We start from the raw sequence: 16,706 nt of genomic DNA on the forward strand, positions 1-16,706 counted from the left end.
CGGGGCACGTGGCAGAGGAAAAGGAAACAGCTTATTGAGGTAGCACGACGCGCCTGCGTTACATAAAGCAATGGGTCCGCAGGCGCACGTCGCTCACATCAATTAACGGAAGGCTGGACGTTCTTTTCAACCCATGCAGCGAAGGCGTTGATGAACTTCTCCAGAAATGGCCGTGTCTTGTCGGACAGTGCGCCCGCTTCATCGAAAAAGCTTCCAGCGCCACCCAGGTATGCCTCAGGCTGCTGAAGGCACAGCACGTCCAGAAATACCAGAGACTGGCGCAGGTGATGGTTGGCACCAAAGCCACCGACAGCACCCGGAGAAGCGCTTATGACCGCGCCGGGTTTGCCGCTGAAAGCGCTTTTGCCGTAAGGACGCGAGCCCACATCAATGGCATTTTTCAGGGCACCCGGCACCGAACGGTTGTATTCCGGTGTTACAAAAAGCACGCCGTCGGCAGCGCCCAACTGGTCGCGAAATGCACTGTAGGCTGGCGGCGGAGAAGCGCCATCAATGTCTTCGTTATACAGAGGCAAATCGCCAATTTCGACGATATTAAGTTTAAGGCTGGCAGGTGCCAGCTCCGCGAGGGCAAGCGCAATTTTTCGGTTGATGGAGTCTTTTCGCAGACTGCCGACCAATACGGCAATGGTATGAACCTGGCTCATGAAAATATCCGTCATCTGATTAATAGGGAAGATCAGGTATACAACAACAGCCGCGTTTAGACGACCATTGCTCTGGTCAATTCCCCGACGCGCCAGAACCGCTCGGATTATTTTTTTCCCGTCGGCAAACTCACCTATGGATCAGTGGTCTACTAGCCTCGATGGATTCGTAAACCAGCAGTTATATTCAGTTTCAGAGGTTACAGAGCAAATGGCTTCAGTTCTCGTCGGACAATTTCATGCCAGAGACGCCGAAGGTCGCGTCTACCCGGTCCATGAATTCCAGGAATCGCAGCCGGGTGAGGTGCAGGGCGGGCAGCCGGTAATCACTTACAGACTGGCAATTGGTGACCGGGTCAAGCATCTGGGCGGTGAAGACTTTCAACTGGTGCAATCAGGCGTAAAAATCACCCGTACACCGTCGTAATACAGGCAGAACTCCCGCTCGAGCTGCCGCTGCCAGCGGGAAGTTGCTAGTCAGAAAAGATCAGATACCAGAAAATCGCCGTTTCACGTGTGTTGGGATCTATGCCTCTATAGCGCATATGATCCACCCCGCCTACCACGTATCCACAACGCTCATACAACCTGCAGGCACCCAGGTTATTGTTCTGGGTTTCCAGAACGATGCCGGGCAGATTGCGCTTGCGGCTCCAGAATTGAGCGACATCGAGCAATGAGCGCGCGACCCCATGACGACGCGCCGACTCGTCTACCGCCAATTCATCGATGTAGGCGAACCCGCTCCAGTGAGTGCTCATCACGATATGGCCAACCGGGCGGTCATCCAGCCAGGCTACCATCACCGAACTCGTGGCGGCATCGCGATGATCGGCAAACTCCTGAGAATCGATACCATAATTCTTGCTGTACGGCTCGACCAGCTCAACCTGCCATGAATCAACGCTTTCGCCGATACGCGGTTGGGCATAGCCAAGCACTGTAAACGTGAATTCGCTATTGAGAATGTAGTCCTCGAAGCATTCGTCTGCGATCCGAATGCTCAAGGCAGGGTTTGCCAGGTTCATGTCACCACTCGCTGGTTGCTGTCAGGAGGACGTCTGCGCTGCGGCTTCCAGCATTTGTACCCACAAAGCAGGTGCACCGGATGCCTTGGCAATGGTGCTCATACGGACTTCATGCTCGGCCAGTTCACTTTCCGAAGCACGAATGATGCGGCAAGGTTTGCGATCGGCAGGCAAACGGCGGATTTCGCTGCCTCGGTTGCCAGAGCCTTCGCCGGAGCCGTTGCCGTCAGAGGCATTACCAGCCAGCGACAGGCTGGTCTGCCCGCCGGTCATCGCCAGGTAGACGTCGGCCAGAATTTCAGAGTCGAGCAGTGCGCCGTGCAGCTCGCGGCCCGAGTTGTCGACGCCGTAGCGCTTGCACAGGGCATCCAGACTGTTGCGCTGCCCCGGATGGCGCTCGCGGGCCATCATCAGGGTGTCGAGGATCGAACAGTGCTGGGTGATATCAGCCCTGTCCTGCGAACCCATCAAGGCAAATTCGTTGTTGATGAAGCCAACATCGAACGCTGCGTTGTGAATGATCAGTTGCGCGCCTTTGATGAATTCGAAAAATTCATCGGCGACTTCGGCAAACCGGGGCTTGCCGACCAGAAATTCGTTGGTGATACCGTGAACACCAATCGCGCCTTCGTCACTTTCGCGATCAGGTTGCAGGTACACGTGAAAATGCCGACCGGTCAGGCGCCGGCCAATCAACTCGACACAACCGATCTCGATGATCCGGTGACCATCTGTCACCGGCATACCGGTGGTTTCGGTATCGAGAACGATTGATCTGTTATCCAGGTTTTGCAATGCCATTGACTGTCGCCTCATCTACAGGCCGCGATTCTAACACGCCATGGAAGCTGCGAGCCTGTCGGATCCATCCGCAATTGAAAGGGATAAACGTCAGCGGGCGCTGCAGGGATACAACGGATTCGGCGATTTTACCCGGAACTCGCACGCCTCCCGAGTTGCACCATGAGTTGCGATAAAGGCAACAGAGTTCCGAGTTTGCGATGATTGCTGACGCGTCTGCCGCGTGTCCATACTCGACCCATCGGCAACAGGAGATCGATATGAGCCCTCTTTGGCAGCGCCTTCGCGATCAAGCCCGGCAACTGACCGAGCGCAACCCGGTACTCGGCGATTATGCGACAAGCCACCTGCTGGCCTATTCGACTTTCGAGGATGCGCTCGCTGCGAACCTTGCCCGACAGATGCAGGCCCAAGCGAGTAACGTGGCGCTGGAAGACTGGTTCAAGGCGATCATAAAGGCCAGGCCGTCCATCGCTCAGGCAGCAGCTGCCGATATCAACCATCTGGAAACAGTCAATCCTGCCTGCCCGGATCACCTCACGGCCTTTCTGACCTTCCGTGGCATACAGGCCGTTCAGGCATACCGCATCGCCCATGCACTGTGGGCTGAGGGCGATGAGCAAAGCGCGGTGCTAGTACAGAACTGGGCGGCCAACACCTGGAGCATCGATATTCACCCGGCGGCGCGGCTCGGCAAATCCTTGTTTGTCGACCACGGCATCGGCCTTGTCATCGGGGAAACCGCTGTAGTCGAAGATCAAGTGAGCCTTTGGCACGGTGTCACGCTGGGCAGCACTCTCAACGAAGCAGGCGACCGACACCCGAAAATCCGCAGAGGCGCACTGATTTGCGCCGGAGCAACCGTTCTGGGGAACATCGAAGTAGGGGCCAATGCCATTGTGGCGGCCAACTCGGTCGTACTCAAAGCTGTGGGCGCTGGAACGGTCGTCGCTGGCACACCGGCAAAGGTGGTGGGTAATGCCCCTGCTTTTCTGGCGACCTTTACGACAAAATCCAAAGGCTAATCAAGAGCTATTACCATGACAGCCGTTGCTCAATTTGCGCAGGGTATCGATCATCCTCTTGTCACCGTGCGCAATCATGCCGAGGCTCTGGAGCTCTACCGCAGAATCGGCTTCGCACCTTCGCCGGTCAGCTACCACCCTTGGGGAACCGTCACCTCGTTGATGATGTTTCCCAGTAACTTCATCGAATTGATCGGCGTCGAAGATGCTTCGAAATTCGGCACCAACCCGGTAAACGGTTTCTGCTTCGGACGTCAGTTGGGTCAATTCCTCGACCGAGGCGAGGAAGGCGTTTCGCTGGTGGCGCTGCACAGTAAAGATGCCGACGCTGACCACGCGCGTATGGCGGCTGCAGGGCTTGAAAGCCAGGGCCGTATTGATTTTCGTCGAAAAATGACGCTCCCCGATGGTCGCGACGATGAAGCTGTTGTTTCGTTGGCGCTCTTCATCGACCCGGAACTCCCGGACGCCTCCAACTTTATCTGCCATCAGCATCGTCCTGAACTGATCTGGGTGCGTGGCTGGCAGAACCACCCCAATGGCGCAGACGGGATTCTGGCAATCACTTATCTGGCAGACCCCAAACGGCTTGAACCCCGCTGGCGAGCTATCTATGGCGATGCAGTGAAATACAACGGTACTGTGCTGGAGGCTGATACCCGATGCGGCGTATTGCGTGCCATAGACGCGGCGACAGCTGCCCTGGAATTTCCGGGCGTCGAACTACCCGCAATTGCCAGTGAGCGCCCCCATGCGATTGCCATTCGGCTGCACACCACGAGCCTCAGTGCATTACGCGCGATACTGGCGCGTAATGACGTGGCTTATCATGAAATACGGGGTCATGAAATACAGGGCCATGAAATACAGGGTCATGAAACACCGTATCGTGACATACCGGGCCGCGTGCTCGTGGCACCGCACGCGGCAGGCAATGTCATTCTCGATTTCGTACAGAGTCTTTGATTGAACGTCGACTGACGACTATCAGCTCTTTATGCCACGCACTTCGTCAACGCCACGGTTGGCGAGCTGGTCGGCACGCTCGTTGCCGGGATGGCCGATATGGCCTCGTACCCACTGCCATTTCACGGTATGCCGGTTGACCTGTTCATCCAGAAGCTGCCACAGATCGGCATTTTTGACCGGCTCCTTGGCCGCGGTTTTCCAGCCGCGTTTCTTCCAGTTGACCATCCACTCGGTAATGCCTTTCATCACGTACTGAGAGTCGGTCACCAGCGTCACTTCGCAAGGACGCTTGAGCTCTTCGAGCCCGCGAATGGCACCCGTCAGCTCCATGCGGTTGTTGGTGGTATTGGCTTCGCCACCCCATAGCTCTTTTTCGACACCCTTGCACACCAGCAGGGCGCCCCACCCGCCCGGGCCAGGATTGCCCTTGCAGGCACCGTCGGTGAAGAGTTCAACGCTATCGCTCATTACGACCTTTCCAGAATGATGGGCTTCGTGTGCAGCATGGCATTGCTCAGGAATGATCCTGAGTGTTGCGACTGACCTTGGCCATCGGCATGGGAATCAGCTTGCCGATAGGGTCGCGGCGTACCTGACGTACAGGCCTCAGGCCTACCACCAGTTTGCGCGCCACCAGAAGATAGAAGCCGCCACCGGGGCTCTGACGTCCCTCGCCGAGGCTTTCGAGCCCAGAAAGGCGTGACTGCCATGCCGCTGAAGCAAGGGGCGGACGATAGCATCCGAAGCGCCGTTTCTCCAGCGCGAAGCCCAGCAGGTTCAGCCAGTCGGCGACCCGCGAGGATGAGATGCAGCGCGCCTTGCGCAGCGCATCCCGAGCGAATACGTGGCGCATACCCCAGGCGCTCCAGGGGTTGATGCCGATAATCAGCAAGTGCCCGCCCGGCCGAACACTGCTGGCCGCTTCGCGCAGCAGCCCGTGGGGCGAGAGGCAGAAATCCAGGCCGTGTTGCAGTACCACGACATCCGCCGCGTGCTCGCTCAGTGGCCAGGCCTGCTCTTCGCAGACAATCTCGACGCCCGGCAACGGTGCGCCGAGCCGCACATTGCGCTGCACCTGCGGGGCAACCGGCGGTGCTTGCGCCGACGGGCCGTAATGCACCAGATAGCCGCCGAAATACCGCCCCAGTTCTTCGTCGAGAATACGCCGTTCCTCTTCGAGCAGAAGCTGCCCCAGCGGCCCCGAAAGCCATTCACGGGCAGCGCGGATCAATGCAAGCCACTCAGGATCAGCCTGAGCGAACGCTTCATCGGTCATGAGTTCTCCTCCAGAGGTGCTCGCGTACAGCGGCAACAGACTCTAAGATGCACCATTGTCCGCCGCTATGCGAACTGCGCCATGATACAGATCCACGCCCTTCCTGCTTTCAATGACAACTACATATGGTTGTTACAAGACCTTTCGAGCCAGCAATGCGCCGTGGTCGATCCTGGCGACGCGAAACCGGTGCTGGGCTGGCTGGCGGAGCATCCGGACTACCGGCTGACCGATATTCTCATCACCCACCACCATAATGATCATGTCGGCGGCGTGGCGGAACTCAAGCAGGCGACCCGGGCACGCGTACTCGGCCCTGCGGCTGAGACTATTCCGGCACGCGATATCGCACTGGTCGACCATGACCGACTGACAGTGCTTGGCCTTGAGTTTGTGGTGCATGCAGTTCCCGGTCATACGCTCGGTCATATCGCCTTCTATCATGAAGACGCTACAACGCCCTTGCTGTTCAGCGGCGACACACTGTTCGCTGCAGGCTGTGGGCGCCTGTTCGAGGGTACGCCAGAGCAGATGCATGACTCCCTCGACCGTCTGGCCAAACTGCCGGACAGCACGCTGATTTATTGCGCCCACGAATACACGCTGAGTAATCTGCGCTTCGCCCAGGCCGTCGAGCCAGATAATCAGGATATTGCCCAACGCCTCGCCGAAGTCACCCGCTGGCGCAACGAAAATCGCATCAGCCTTCCTTCAAACCTGGCCTTGGAAAAACGCACCAACCCGTTCCTGCGAACCCGGGAAACATCTGTTAAAGAAAAAGCGGACGAACGGAGCGGCGGGCAAAACACCTCGCAGAGTGCGGTCTTTGCCAGCTTGAGGGCATGGAAAGATAAGTTCTGACCCGACCATAAAACCGCAATAAAATTCTGAAAGGTTGACCGACGGCAGGCTGCTTCCTAGAATCGCCCGACATTTTCGTCTGGATGTACCCCCCGAACAATGTCGTCATCTATCAGCAAGCCTTCACATTCGGACGCATTAACTCGGTTGGCTCAGGCCATGGCTGTCACCGCGAGTGCGCTTCTGGCCGGTTGCCAGAGCACTGCCAGCGTCGACCCGGTCAGCAGCCATCGCACGCCTAATCTGGCCGCCGGCATCAAGCAAAAACCGATTTTCCTGTCTCACAAGCCCACTACTCCCCTCGCCCCGCCACAAGATGTGTGGGAGCGCATGCGTCAGGGCTTTCAACTGCAACAAGGCAACGATCAGAACCCCCGTATCGATCAGCAGCGCCTGTGGTTCGCCAACAACCCTTCCTTTCTGGAAAACGCTGGCGAGCGTGGCAGCCTGTACATGCATTACATCGTCGAGCGCCTTGAAGAACGCAACATGCCGCTGGAGCTGGCCCTGCTGCCGGTCATCGAAAGTGCCTACAACCCGATGGCCGTTTCACGCAGCCAGGCTGTAGGCCTGTGGCAGTTCATCCCTTCTACCGGGCGTTACTTCAACCTGCGCCAGACCAGTTTTTACGACGGACGTCGCGATATCCAGGCTTCGACCGTTGCCGCACTGGATTACCTGACCCGTCTGCATGACATGTTCAATGGTGACTGGTTGCTGGCCCTCGCGGCCTACAACGCGGGCGAAGGCACAGTGAGCCGTGCCATCGAGCGCAATGACAAGCTCAACCTGCCGACCGACTACTGGAACCTGCCACTTCCGCAGGAAACCCGTGACTATGTGCCCAAGCTGCTGGCCTTGTCCCAGGTGGTACTGTCGCCGGAAGCCTATGGCGTCAACCTCAATCCGATCGCCAACCAGCCCTATTTCGAAGTCGTCGAACTCAACAAGCGCGTCGATCTGTCCAAAGTCGCCAGCGCTGCCGATATTGACGAAGACGAGCTTATCCAGCTCAACCCTGCCTACAAGAAGCGCCTGACGGTCGATGGGCCTCAGCATCTGCTGGTGCCGACGTCCAAGGCGCAACTGCTGACTGCCAGCCTGCTGACCATGAAACAGGAAGAACTGGTTGCCTGGCAGCCTTACCGCGTACGCAAGGGCGATACTCTGGAAAGCCTGGCGAGTCGCTATCAGGTGACGGTCAGCTCGCTCAAGAGCAATAACAAGCTGGCAGGCAACCGGCTGAAGATCGGCCAGTCGCTGAGCATTCCGGTCAAACCGGGAGTCCAGACGTCACAACCGGTATTCGAAGCGCTGGCCAACAATGACAAGCCTGCCCGCACCCGCACCTACAAGGTCAAAAGCGGCGACAACCTGACCACCATCGCGCAAGCCAACAAGGTTGATGTCGAAGACCTGCAACGCTGGAACAAGCTGACCGGCAAAAAGCTCAAGGTCGGGCAGGCGCTGGTCATGCAGGACACCAGCAAAACCGGCAGTAAATCCAGCAGCAAAGCGGTCGCCAGCGCCAAAGATGGCGAAAAGAAATCCATGCAGTACAAGATCCAGAAAGGCGACTCGATGTACCTGGTCGCCAAGCGCTTCAATGTCGAGATGCAACATCTCAAGCGCTGGAATCCACGTAGCGGGCAGGCCCTCAAACCCGGCCAGACCCTGACCGTTTACCTGCCGCATTGATGACTGCGGCCACTCGCCCTTCGATAACCCTGGGGCGGGCGGCCGATGCAGCCCCGGCGGCGCAGTCACCGGTAGTCTTTTTCCAGCTGGAACAAGCTGTTACTGTTAGCGACTCGAAAGCCCAAGTCGCCCGGATCGTGATACGTCCCTTCCTGCTAACCATCAGCCTGGCCTTGAGCTTCTGCGCCAACGCAGCCATCACAGAAAGTCATGGCTATGCGCAGTTTGGTGTTCTCAAGTACCCGGCCAGCTTTACTCATTTCGACTGGGTCAATCCCGAGGCGCCGAAAGGTGGCACCTTGAGAATGATGGCGTTTGGTACGTTCGACACGCTCAATCCTTACACATTCAAGGGCAGCAGCCCGGTCTCGACCGGAAACTTCCTGCAATACGGCGTCAATGAACTGAACGAGCCGTTGATGGTGGGCACAGGGCAGTACGACCCGTCCGGCGATGAACCGACCTCCAGTTACGGGCTGATCGCCCAGTCCGTTGAATACAGCGAGGACCGCAGCTGGGTGGTGTTCAACCTGCGCCCGCAGGCGCGCTTTCATGATGGCAAGCCCATCACCGCCTACGACGTCGCGTTTTCCTACCGAACGCTGCTCAAGGACGGTCATCCTCAATACCGCACCGCCTTGCAGGAAGTGCAGCGCGTCGACATCCTCAATCGTCATCGCATCCGGTTTGTCTTCAAGCGCTCTGGCAATCCGTTGCTGATTCTGCGTCTTGGGGAACTGCCAGTGCTGCCCCAGCATTACTGGAAGAACAGAGACTTCAAGGCGACTACCTTCGAACCGCCGCTGGGCAGTGGCCCCTACCGCATCACCCGCGTGCAGCCCGGACGTCAGCTGGTGTTCGAGCGGGTCAAGGATTACTGGGGTAAGGACCTGCCGGTCAACCGCGGCAAATACAATTTCGACCGGGTGGAAGTCGAGTTCTACCGCGACAGCGATGTGGCGTTCGAAGCATTCAAGGCCGGCGAATTCGATATCTACATCGAGCATCAGGCCAAGAACTGGGCCAATGGCTATAACTTCCCGGCAGTCGCAAACGGTCAGGTAATCAAGGCGCAGATTCCGCACCGCATCCCAACCCAGACCCAAGGCCTGTTCATGAACACCCGGCGCGCGGCCTTCGCCGATATCCGCGTACGCGAAGCACTGGGGCTGCTGTTCAATTTCGAATGGACCAACCGCACACTGTTCAGCGACGCTTATGAGCGCTCGACCAGCTATTACCCCAACAGCGAGTTTTCAGCGACCGGCCTGCCGAGCGGGGCTGAATGGTTATTACTGGCGCCTTATCGTGATCAGTTGCCCGCCAGTCTGTTTACCCAGCCATTTGCCCCATCGAAAACCGATGGCGGCGGCATCCCGCGCGACACCCTGCGCAAGGCCTTGAAACTGCTTGCCGATGCTGGCTGGACGCTGTCGGACAAGGGCTTGCTCAACGCCGACAAGCAACCGCTGCGTTTCGAGATCCTGCTGGTCAACCCCAACCTCGAACGCATCCTGCAACCCTACATCGAAGACCTGCGGCGCCTGGGTATCGATGCAGGGCTGCGCACCGTCGATCGCGCCCAGTACAAACAACGCCTGGACCGTTTCGACTTCGACATGATTCTCATGACCCTGCAACAGACGCTGAGCCCTGGTCTTGAGCAGTGGCAATATTTTCATTCAAGCCAGGCCGCGATCAACGGCAGCAAGAACTACGCCGGCATTGCCAACCCGGTGGTCGACGCCCTGCTGAACAAACTGCTCGGCGCGCAAACCCGCGATGAACAGGTCGCGGCTGCGCGAGCGCTGGACCGCGTGCTGCTGGCTCAGCACTACAGCATTCCCAACTGGTATCTGAACAATCATCGGCTTGCCTATCGCAACCGATTCGCCATGGTCACCACCCCGCCCTACACCCTGGGGCTGCGTGCGTGGTGGCTCAAGACTCTGGAGAAGCCCCGATGAACCCATTGCATTCCCTGCGCGCGCAAGCGGCCGGCCTGCTGTTGGCCAGCCTCGCCTGCACGGTACAGGCTGCGCCTCAGCATGGCGTGACGCTGTACGACGAGCCGCCCAAGTACCCGGCCGACTTCAAGCACTTCGACTACGTGAACCCGGATGCCCCCAAGGGTGGCACGTTCCGCCAGGCAGGCTTCGGCGGTTTCGACAGCCTCAACCCGTTCATCAACAAGGGCGTGCCGGCAGATGACATCGGCCTGATCTACGACACCCTGGCCCGTGCAAGCCTGGATGAACCGTTCAGTGAGTACGGGCTGGTTGCCGGTAAAATCGAGAAAGCCCCGGACAACAGCTGGGTACGCTTCTACCTGCGCCCGGAAGCGCGCTTTCATGACGGCCACCCGATGCGTGCAGAAGACGTGGAGTTCAGCTTCAAGACACTGATGGAGCACGGGTCGCCCATGTACAAGGGTTACTACGCCGACGTCGATCAGGTGGTCGTCGAAGACCCGCTGCGCGTGCTGTTCAAATTCAAGCACAAGGGCAATCGGGAGATGCCGCTGATTCTTGGCCAGTTACCCGTGCTGCCCAAACATTTCTGGGCAGATCGCGACTTCAGCAAGGGCAACCTGGACTTCCCGCTGGGCAGCGGGCCGTACAAGGTCGCCGATGTAAAAGCCGGGCGCTCGGTGCGCTATGAACGGGTCAAGGATTACTGGGCCAAGGACCTGCCGATCAATAAGGGCTTCTACAACTTCGATGTGCTGACCACCGACTACTATCGCGACAACACCGTCGCGCTGGAAGCGGGCAAAGCCGGGCAGTTCGATTATTGGGTGGAAACCAGCGCCAAGAACTGGGCAACTGCATATGACACGCCAGCAGTCCGGGATGGCAGGCTGATCAAGGAAGAGCTGCCCAATGGCAATCCGACGGGCATGCAGGGTTTTGTCTTCAACCTGCGCAAGCCGGTGTTTCAAGACGTCAGGGTCCGTGAGGCGCTGACTCTGCTGCTGGACTTCGAGTGGACCAACAAACAGCTGTTCAACGGCTCGTACAGCCGCACCAAAAGCTATTTCGACAACTCGGAAATGGCCGCCAGCGGTCTGCCGTCTGCCGAAGAACTGAAAATCCTTGAACCGTTGCGCGGCAAGATCCCGGATCGAGTGTTCACCGAACCCTTCAGCCTGCCGGTCACCGATGGCAGCGGCATGATCCGTCCACAGCAACGCCGGGCCTTCCAGCTGTTGCAGGAAGCGGGCTGGAAGATCGTCGACGACAAGATGGTCGATGCCCAGGGCAACCCGGTGAAGCTGGAGTTTCTGATCGCCCAGACCGAGTTCGAGCGCATTCTGTTGCCTTACAAACGTAACCTGAGTGATCTGGGCATCGAGCTGGTGATTCGCCGCGCCGACGTGTCGCAATACATCAACCGCCTGCGCTCGCGGGACTACGACATGATCGTCACTGGCTATCCGCAGTCCAGCTCACCCGGTAACGAGCAGCGCGTGTACTTCGACTCATCCAGCGCAGACAATCCGGGCAGCCGCAACTTCATGGGCCTCAAGGACCCGGCAGTCGACACGCTGGTCAACGGTCTGATCAACGCCGACTCCCGGGAAAGCCTGATCATCCATACCAAAGCGCTGGACCGCGTATTACTGTGGGGCTTTTACGTTGTACCCAACTGGCACATCAAAACCTGGCGGGTGGCCTACTGGAACCACATCGATCATCCCAAGGCCAAGGCGCTTTCCGATATCGGCCTGATGACCTGGTGGGCGAAGCCGGATGTCAAACCCGCCACCGCGACCCCGTCAGCCACTGATCAGGCCAAGCCTGCGAACGCGGAGCAATAACATGCTGGCTTATATTCTGCGACGGCTGCTGCTGATCATCCCTACCCTGCTCGGCATTCTGGTCATCAACTTCGTCATCATTCAGGCCGCACCCGGTGGACCGGTCGAGCAGATGATCGCCAAGATCGAAGGCTTCGATGGCGCTACCAGCCGAATTGCGGGTGGCGGTGCCGAGGTCTCGGTGGCAGGCTCCAACTACCGTGGCGCGCAGGGCCTGGACCCGGCACTGATCAAAGAAATCGAACGCATGTACGGTTTCGATAAATCGGCACCGGAACGCCTGTGGATCATGATCAAGAACTACGCCACGCTGGATTTCGGCGACAGCTTCTTTCGCGATGCCAAGGTGATCGACCTGATCGTCGAGAAGATGCCGGTCTCCATCTCTCTGGGGTTATGGAGCACGCTGATCATGTACCTGGTGTCGATCCCGCTGGGGATCGCCAAAGCCACTCGCCACGGCAGTCAGTTCGACGTGTGGACCAGCTCGGCGATCATCGTCGGCTACGCCATCCCGGCGTTTCTGTTCGCGATTCTGCTGATCGTGGTGTTTGCCGGTGGCAGCTACTTCAACTGGTTCCCGCTGCGCGGGCTGACCTCGAACAACTACGACGAACTGAGCACCCTGGGCAAGATCTTCGACTACTTCTGGCATCTGGTGCTGCCAGTCACCGCGCTGGTGATCGGCAACTTCGCCACCATGACCCTGCTGACCAAGAACAGCTTTCTCGATGAAATCAGCAAGCAATATGTCACCACCGCCAAAGCCAAGGGCCTGAGCAACCACAAGGTGCTCTACGGCCATGTGTTTCGCAACGCGATGCTGCTGGTGATCGCCGGCTTCCCGTCGGCGTTCATCGGTATCTTCTTCACCGGTTCGCTGCTGGTGGAAGTGATCTTCTCACTGGACGGCCTGGGTCTGATGAGCTTTGAAGCCGCTATCAACCGCGACTACCCGGTGGTGTTCGGCACCCTGTTCATCTTCACCCTGCTGGGGTTGGTGGTGAAGCTGATCGGCGACATCACCTACACCCTGGTAGACCCGCGCATCGACTTCGAAAGCAGGAAGCATTGATATGAAGCTGTCTCCTCTCAATCGCCGTCGCTTCGAACGCTTCAAAGCCAACCGACGCGGCTGGTGGTCACTGTGGCTGTTCCTCATCCTGTTCGGCCTGAGCCTGGGTGCCGAACTGATCGCCAACGATAAACCGCTCGCCGTGCGCTACGACGGCCACTGGTACTTCCCGGTGCTGGAGCGTTACCCGGAGACCACCTTCGGCGGCGAATTCCCGCTGGAAGCCAATTACAAGAGCCCGTACATCAAGGAATTGCTCGCGGCGAAGGATGGCTGGACCCTGTGGGCGCCCATCCCGTTCAGTTACCAGAGCATCAACTACGACCTGAAAGTCCCCGCCCCTGCGCCACCGTCCCGGGAAAACCTGCTGGGCACCGACGATCAGGGCCGTGATGTGTTGGCACGAGTGATCTATGGCTTCAGGATTTCCGTGCTGTTCGCCCTGACCCTGACCATCCTCAGTTCGATCATCGGCGTCATCGCCGGTGCCCTGCAGGGTTTCTATGGCGGCTGGGTCGACCTGCTGGGCCAGCGTTTTCTGGAAGTGTGGTCGGGCCTGCCCGTGCTGTATCTGTTGATCATTCTCGCCAGCTTCGTGCAACCCAACTTCTGGTGGCTGCTGGGCATCATGCTGCTGTTTTCCTGGATGAACCTGGTGGACGTGGTGCGTGCCGAGTTCCTGCGTGGCAGGAATCTGGAATACGTAAGGGCCGCGCGGGCCCTGGGCATGGAGAACGGCGCGATCATGTTCCGCCATATCCTGCCCAACGCCATGGTCTCGACCATGACCTTCATGCCGTTCATCCTCACCGGGGCCATCGGCACCTTGACTGCACTGGACTTCCTGGGCTTCGGCCTGCCCGCCGGGTCGCCTTCGCTGGGCGAACTGGTGGCGCAGGGCAAATCCAACCTGCAGGCACCCTGGCTGGGCATCAGCGCGTTCGCTGTGCTGGCCATCATGCTGAGCCTGCTGGTGTTCATCGGCGAATCCGCCCGCGATGCTTTCGACCCAAGGAAATAAGATGAGCAATGACAATCTGATCGAAATCCGCGATCTGGCGGTCGAGTTCGTGACGGGCGACTCACGGCAACGGGTGGTCGAGAACATCAGCTTTGACATCCGTCGGGGTGAAACCCTCGCACTGGTCGGCGAAAGCGGCTCGGGCAAATCAGTGACAGCGCACTCGATACTGCGCCTGCTGCCCTACCCCATTGCCAGTCATCCAAGCGGCACTGTCCGCTACGCCGGTGAAGACCTGCTGAAGGTGGAAGAGAAAAAACTGCGCTCGATCCGTGGCAACCGTATCGCCATGATCTTCCAGGAACCGATGACCTCGCTGAACCCGCTGCACTCGGTCGAAAAACAAATCAACGAGGTACTTGGCCTGCATAAGGGTCTGAGCGGCAAGGACGCCACCAAACGCACGCTGGAGCTTCTTGAGCTGGTAGGCATCCCAGAGCCACACAAACGTCTCAAAGCCTTGCCACATGAGCTGTCAGGCGGCCAGCGCCAGCGTGTGATGATAGCGATGGCACTGGCCAACGAGCCGGAGCTGCTGATTGCCGACGAACCGACCACTGCACTGGATGTCACGGTACAGCTGAAAATTCTTGAATTGCTCAAGCAATTGCAGGCTCGTCTGGGCATGGCGTTGCTGCTTATCAGCCACGATTTGAACGTGGTCAGGCAAATAGCCAACCGAGTATGTGTCATGCAGCGCGGTTGCATCGTCGAACAGGCATCGTGCGAAGAATTGTTCCGTTCGCCGCAACATCCTTACACCAAAGTGTTACTCAGCGCAGAGCCCAGCGGCGGTCCTTCGACCAACCCGGCCGGCGCTCCGCTGCTTGAAGTCGAGGACCTGAAAGTCTGGTTCCCGATCAAGAAGGGCCTGCTCAAGCGCACGGTCGACCACGTCAAAGCGGTGGACGGCATACGCTTCAGCCTGCCGCAAGGGCAAACACTGGGCATCGTGGGTGAAAGCGGGTCTGGCAAATCGACGCTGGGGCTGGCGATTCTTCGACTGATCGGCAGCCAGGGCACCATACGTTTCAAGGGCAACGCGCTAGAATCTCTGTCGCAACAGCAGATCCGTCCGCTGCGCAGGCAGATGCAGGTGGTGTTCCAGGACCCGTTTGGCAGTTTGAGCCCGCGTATGTCAGTGGGTGAAATCGTTGGCGAAGGCTTGCGAATCCACGGTATGGGCACGCCCGCCGAGCAACAGACGGCGATCATCGAAGCACTCAGGGAGGTTGGCCTGGATCCGGATACCCGGCACCGCTACCCTCACGAGTTCTCCGGTGGCCAACGGCAGAGGATCGCCATTGCACGTGCGCTGGTATTGAAACCGGCGCTTATCTTGCTGGACGAGCCGACATCAGCCCTCGACCGGACCGTACAGCGTCAGGTCGTCGAGCTGCTTCGCTCGCTGCAAGCCAAGTACAATCTGACGTATTTGTTCATCAGCCATGACCTGGCTGTCGTCAAAGCGCTGAGCCACCAGTTGATGGTGGTCAAGCAAGGCCAAGTGGTCGAACAGGGTGCAGCGCAGGACATCTTCGCCGCACCGCAACATCCTTATACACAGCAGCTGCTGGAAGCCGCCTTTTTGGCACCGGTAGCTGTCGATTAACCTGAAGAGGAACAACACATGGGTTTTCTCGCCGGTAAGCGCGTCCTGATCGTCGGTGTCGCCAGTAAACTGTCCATCGCATCCGGCATTGCTGCCGCCATGCATCGTGAAGGTGCAGAGCTTGCTTTCACCTACCAGAACGACAAGCTCAAGGGCCGTGTCGAAGAGTTCGCCGCAGGCTGGGGCTCAGGTCCTGAGCTGTGCTTCCCTTGCGATGTGGCCAGCGACGAAGAGATCACCAAGGTCTTTGAAGAGCTGAGCAAGAAGTGGGACGGCCTGGACGTGATCGTTCACTCGGTCGGCTTTGCTCCGGGTGACCAGCTCGACGGCGACTTCACCGACGCCACCACTCGCGAAGGTTTCCGCATCGCTCACGACATCAGCGCCTACAGCTTCGTGGCCCTGGCCAAGGCTGGTCGCGAAATGATGAAAGGCCGCAATGGCAGCCTGCTGACCCTGTCGTACCTGGGCGCAGAGCGCACCATGCCCAACTACAACGTCATGGGCATGGCCAAGGCCAGCCTGGAAGCAGGCGTTCGTTACCTGGCCGGCAGCCTCGGCCCGGAAGGTACTCGCGTCAATGCCGTATCGGCCGGCCCGATCCGCACACTGGCTGCTTCGGGTATCAAGAACTTCCGCAAAATGCTGGCTGCCAACGAAGCGCAGACCCCTCTGCGCCGCAACGTGACCATCGACGAAGTCGGCAATGCCGGCGCGTTCCTGTGCTCTGACCTGGCGTCGGGCATCAGTGGTGAGATCATGTACGTCGACGGCGGTTTCAACACCACCGCGATGGGCAGCATGGAAGAGTAAGACGGCAAGCGCCGCTCCTCGCGAGCGGCATTTTCCGGC

The 16,706-nt window shown here is 58.7% G+C and carries 16 protein-coding genes; 11 read left to right on the forward strand and 5 right to left on the reverse strand.

The window, feature by feature from the left end:
• Positions 1-98: 98 nt before the first annotated feature.
• Positions 99-668, reverse strand: a complete 570-nt coding sequence (locus AO068_RS12105; RefSeq protein ID WP_004660698.1) for an NADPH-dependent FMN reductase — start codon at positions 666-668, stop codon at positions 99-101.
• A gap of 211 nt (positions 669-879) precedes the next feature.
• Between AO068_RS12105 and AO068_RS12110 the strand changes: the two genes are divergently transcribed.
• The gene (locus tag AO068_RS12110) at positions 880-1,095 is read left to right on the forward strand and encodes a hypothetical protein (protein ID WP_005743892.1); all 216 of its coding nucleotides are present in this window, start codon (positions 880-882) and stop codon (positions 1,093-1,095) included.
• 46 nt (positions 1,096-1,141) lie between these two features.
• Here AO068_RS12110 and AO068_RS12115 read toward each other — a convergent pair whose 3' ends face one another.
• Both AO068_RS12115 and dnaQ read right to left on the reverse strand, forming a co-directional pair.
• Positions 1,142-1,696 carry a GNAT family N-acetyltransferase gene (locus tag AO068_RS12115; RefSeq protein ID WP_002552752.1) on the reverse strand — a complete coding sequence of 185 codons (555 nt, stop codon included), beginning with the start codon at positions 1,694-1,696 and terminating at the stop codon, positions 1,142-1,144.
• Between the two features lie 21 nt (positions 1,697-1,717).
• Positions 1,718-2,497, reverse strand: a complete 780-nt coding sequence (dnaQ, locus tag AO068_RS12120) for a DNA polymerase III subunit epsilon (RefSeq protein WP_002552751.1) — start codon at positions 2,495-2,497, stop codon at positions 1,718-1,720.
• A gap of 260 nt (positions 2,498-2,757) precedes the next feature.
• Between dnaQ and epsC the strand changes: the two genes are divergently transcribed.
• Together epsC and AO068_RS12130 are read left to right on the forward strand one after the other, a co-directional pair.
• Complete coding sequence (gene epsC, locus AO068_RS12125) at positions 2,758-3,522, forward strand: serine O-acetyltransferase EpsC (RefSeq protein ID WP_005782269.1); 765 nt, start codon at positions 2,758-2,760, stop codon at positions 3,520-3,522.
• A gap of 15 nt (positions 3,523-3,537) precedes the next feature.
• Positions 3,538-4,488: a VOC family protein gene (locus tag AO068_RS12130; RefSeq protein WP_058401931.1), complete on the forward strand. Its 951-nt coding sequence runs from the start codon at positions 3,538-3,540 to the stop codon at positions 4,486-4,488.
• 21 nt (positions 4,489-4,509) lie between these two features.
• Here AO068_RS12130 and rnhA read toward each other — a convergent pair whose 3' ends face one another.
• Positions 4,510-4,959, reverse strand: coding sequence for a ribonuclease HI (rnhA, locus tag AO068_RS12135; RefSeq protein WP_058401930.1), 450 nt, complete (start codon positions 4,957-4,959; stop codon positions 4,510-4,512).
• 46 nt (positions 4,960-5,005) lie between these two features.
• Positions 5,006-5,767 (reverse strand): methyltransferase domain-containing protein, encoded by a 762-nt coding sequence (locus AO068_RS12140; protein WP_058401929.1) that lies wholly within the window; start codon positions 5,765-5,767, stop codon positions 5,006-5,008.
• Positions 5,768-5,848: 81 nt separating this feature from the next.
• On the opposite strand from AO068_RS12140, the gene gloB reads away from it, so the two are divergent.
• The 8 genes from gloB to fabI all read left to right on the forward strand — a co-directional run bounded on the left by gloB (position 5,849) and on the right by fabI (position 16,667).
• The gene (gene gloB, locus AO068_RS12145) at positions 5,849-6,628 is read left to right on the forward strand and encodes a hydroxyacylglutathione hydrolase (RefSeq protein WP_058401928.1); all 780 of its coding nucleotides are present in this window, start codon (positions 5,849-5,851) and stop codon (positions 6,626-6,628) included.
• A gap of 99 nt (positions 6,629-6,727) precedes the next feature.
• Positions 6,728-8,326 carry a LysM peptidoglycan-binding domain-containing protein gene (locus tag AO068_RS12150; protein ID WP_058408475.1) on the forward strand — a complete coding sequence of 533 codons (1,599 nt, stop codon included), beginning with the start codon at positions 6,728-6,730 and terminating at the stop codon, positions 8,324-8,326.
• A 137-nt stretch (positions 8,327-8,463) separates the two neighbouring features.
• On the forward strand, positions 8,464-10,293 hold the full coding sequence (locus AO068_RS12155; protein WP_029241053.1) for an extracellular solute-binding protein: 1,830 nt from the start codon (positions 8,464-8,466) through the stop codon (positions 10,291-10,293).
• Entirely contained in the window at positions 10,290-12,146 is a 1,857-nt protein-coding gene (locus AO068_RS12160; RefSeq protein ID WP_058408476.1) for an extracellular solute-binding protein, read from the forward strand. The genes AO068_RS12155 and AO068_RS12160 overlap by 4 nt, the downstream gene beginning before the upstream one ends.
• Position 12,147: 1 nt before the next feature.
• Positions 12,148-13,221 carry a microcin C ABC transporter permease YejB gene (locus AO068_RS12165; protein ID WP_058408477.1) on the forward strand — a complete coding sequence of 358 codons (1,074 nt, stop codon included), beginning with the start codon at positions 12,148-12,150 and terminating at the stop codon, positions 13,219-13,221.
• Between the two features lies 1 nt (position 13,222).
• Entirely contained in the window at positions 13,223-14,242 is a 1,020-nt protein-coding gene (locus AO068_RS12170) for an ABC transporter permease (RefSeq protein ID WP_002552741.1), read from the forward strand.
• Between the two features lies 1 nt (position 14,243).
• The gene (locus tag AO068_RS12175) at positions 14,244-15,854 is read left to right on the forward strand and encodes an ABC transporter ATP-binding protein (protein ID WP_058401924.1); all 1,611 of its coding nucleotides are present in this window, start codon (positions 14,244-14,246) and stop codon (positions 15,852-15,854) included.
• An 18-nt stretch (positions 15,855-15,872) separates the two neighbouring features.
• Complete coding sequence (gene fabI, locus AO068_RS12180; protein WP_004660733.1) at positions 15,873-16,667, forward strand: enoyl-ACP reductase FabI; 795 nt, start codon at positions 15,873-15,875, stop codon at positions 16,665-16,667.
• The last annotated feature ends 39 nt before the right edge of the window (positions 16,668-16,706 follow it).

Source organism: Pseudomonas sp. ICMP 3272, from assembly GCF_001466905.1.
Classification (GTDB): Bacteria; Pseudomonadota; Gammaproteobacteria; order Pseudomonadales; family Pseudomonadaceae; genus Aquipseudomonas; species Aquipseudomonas amygdali.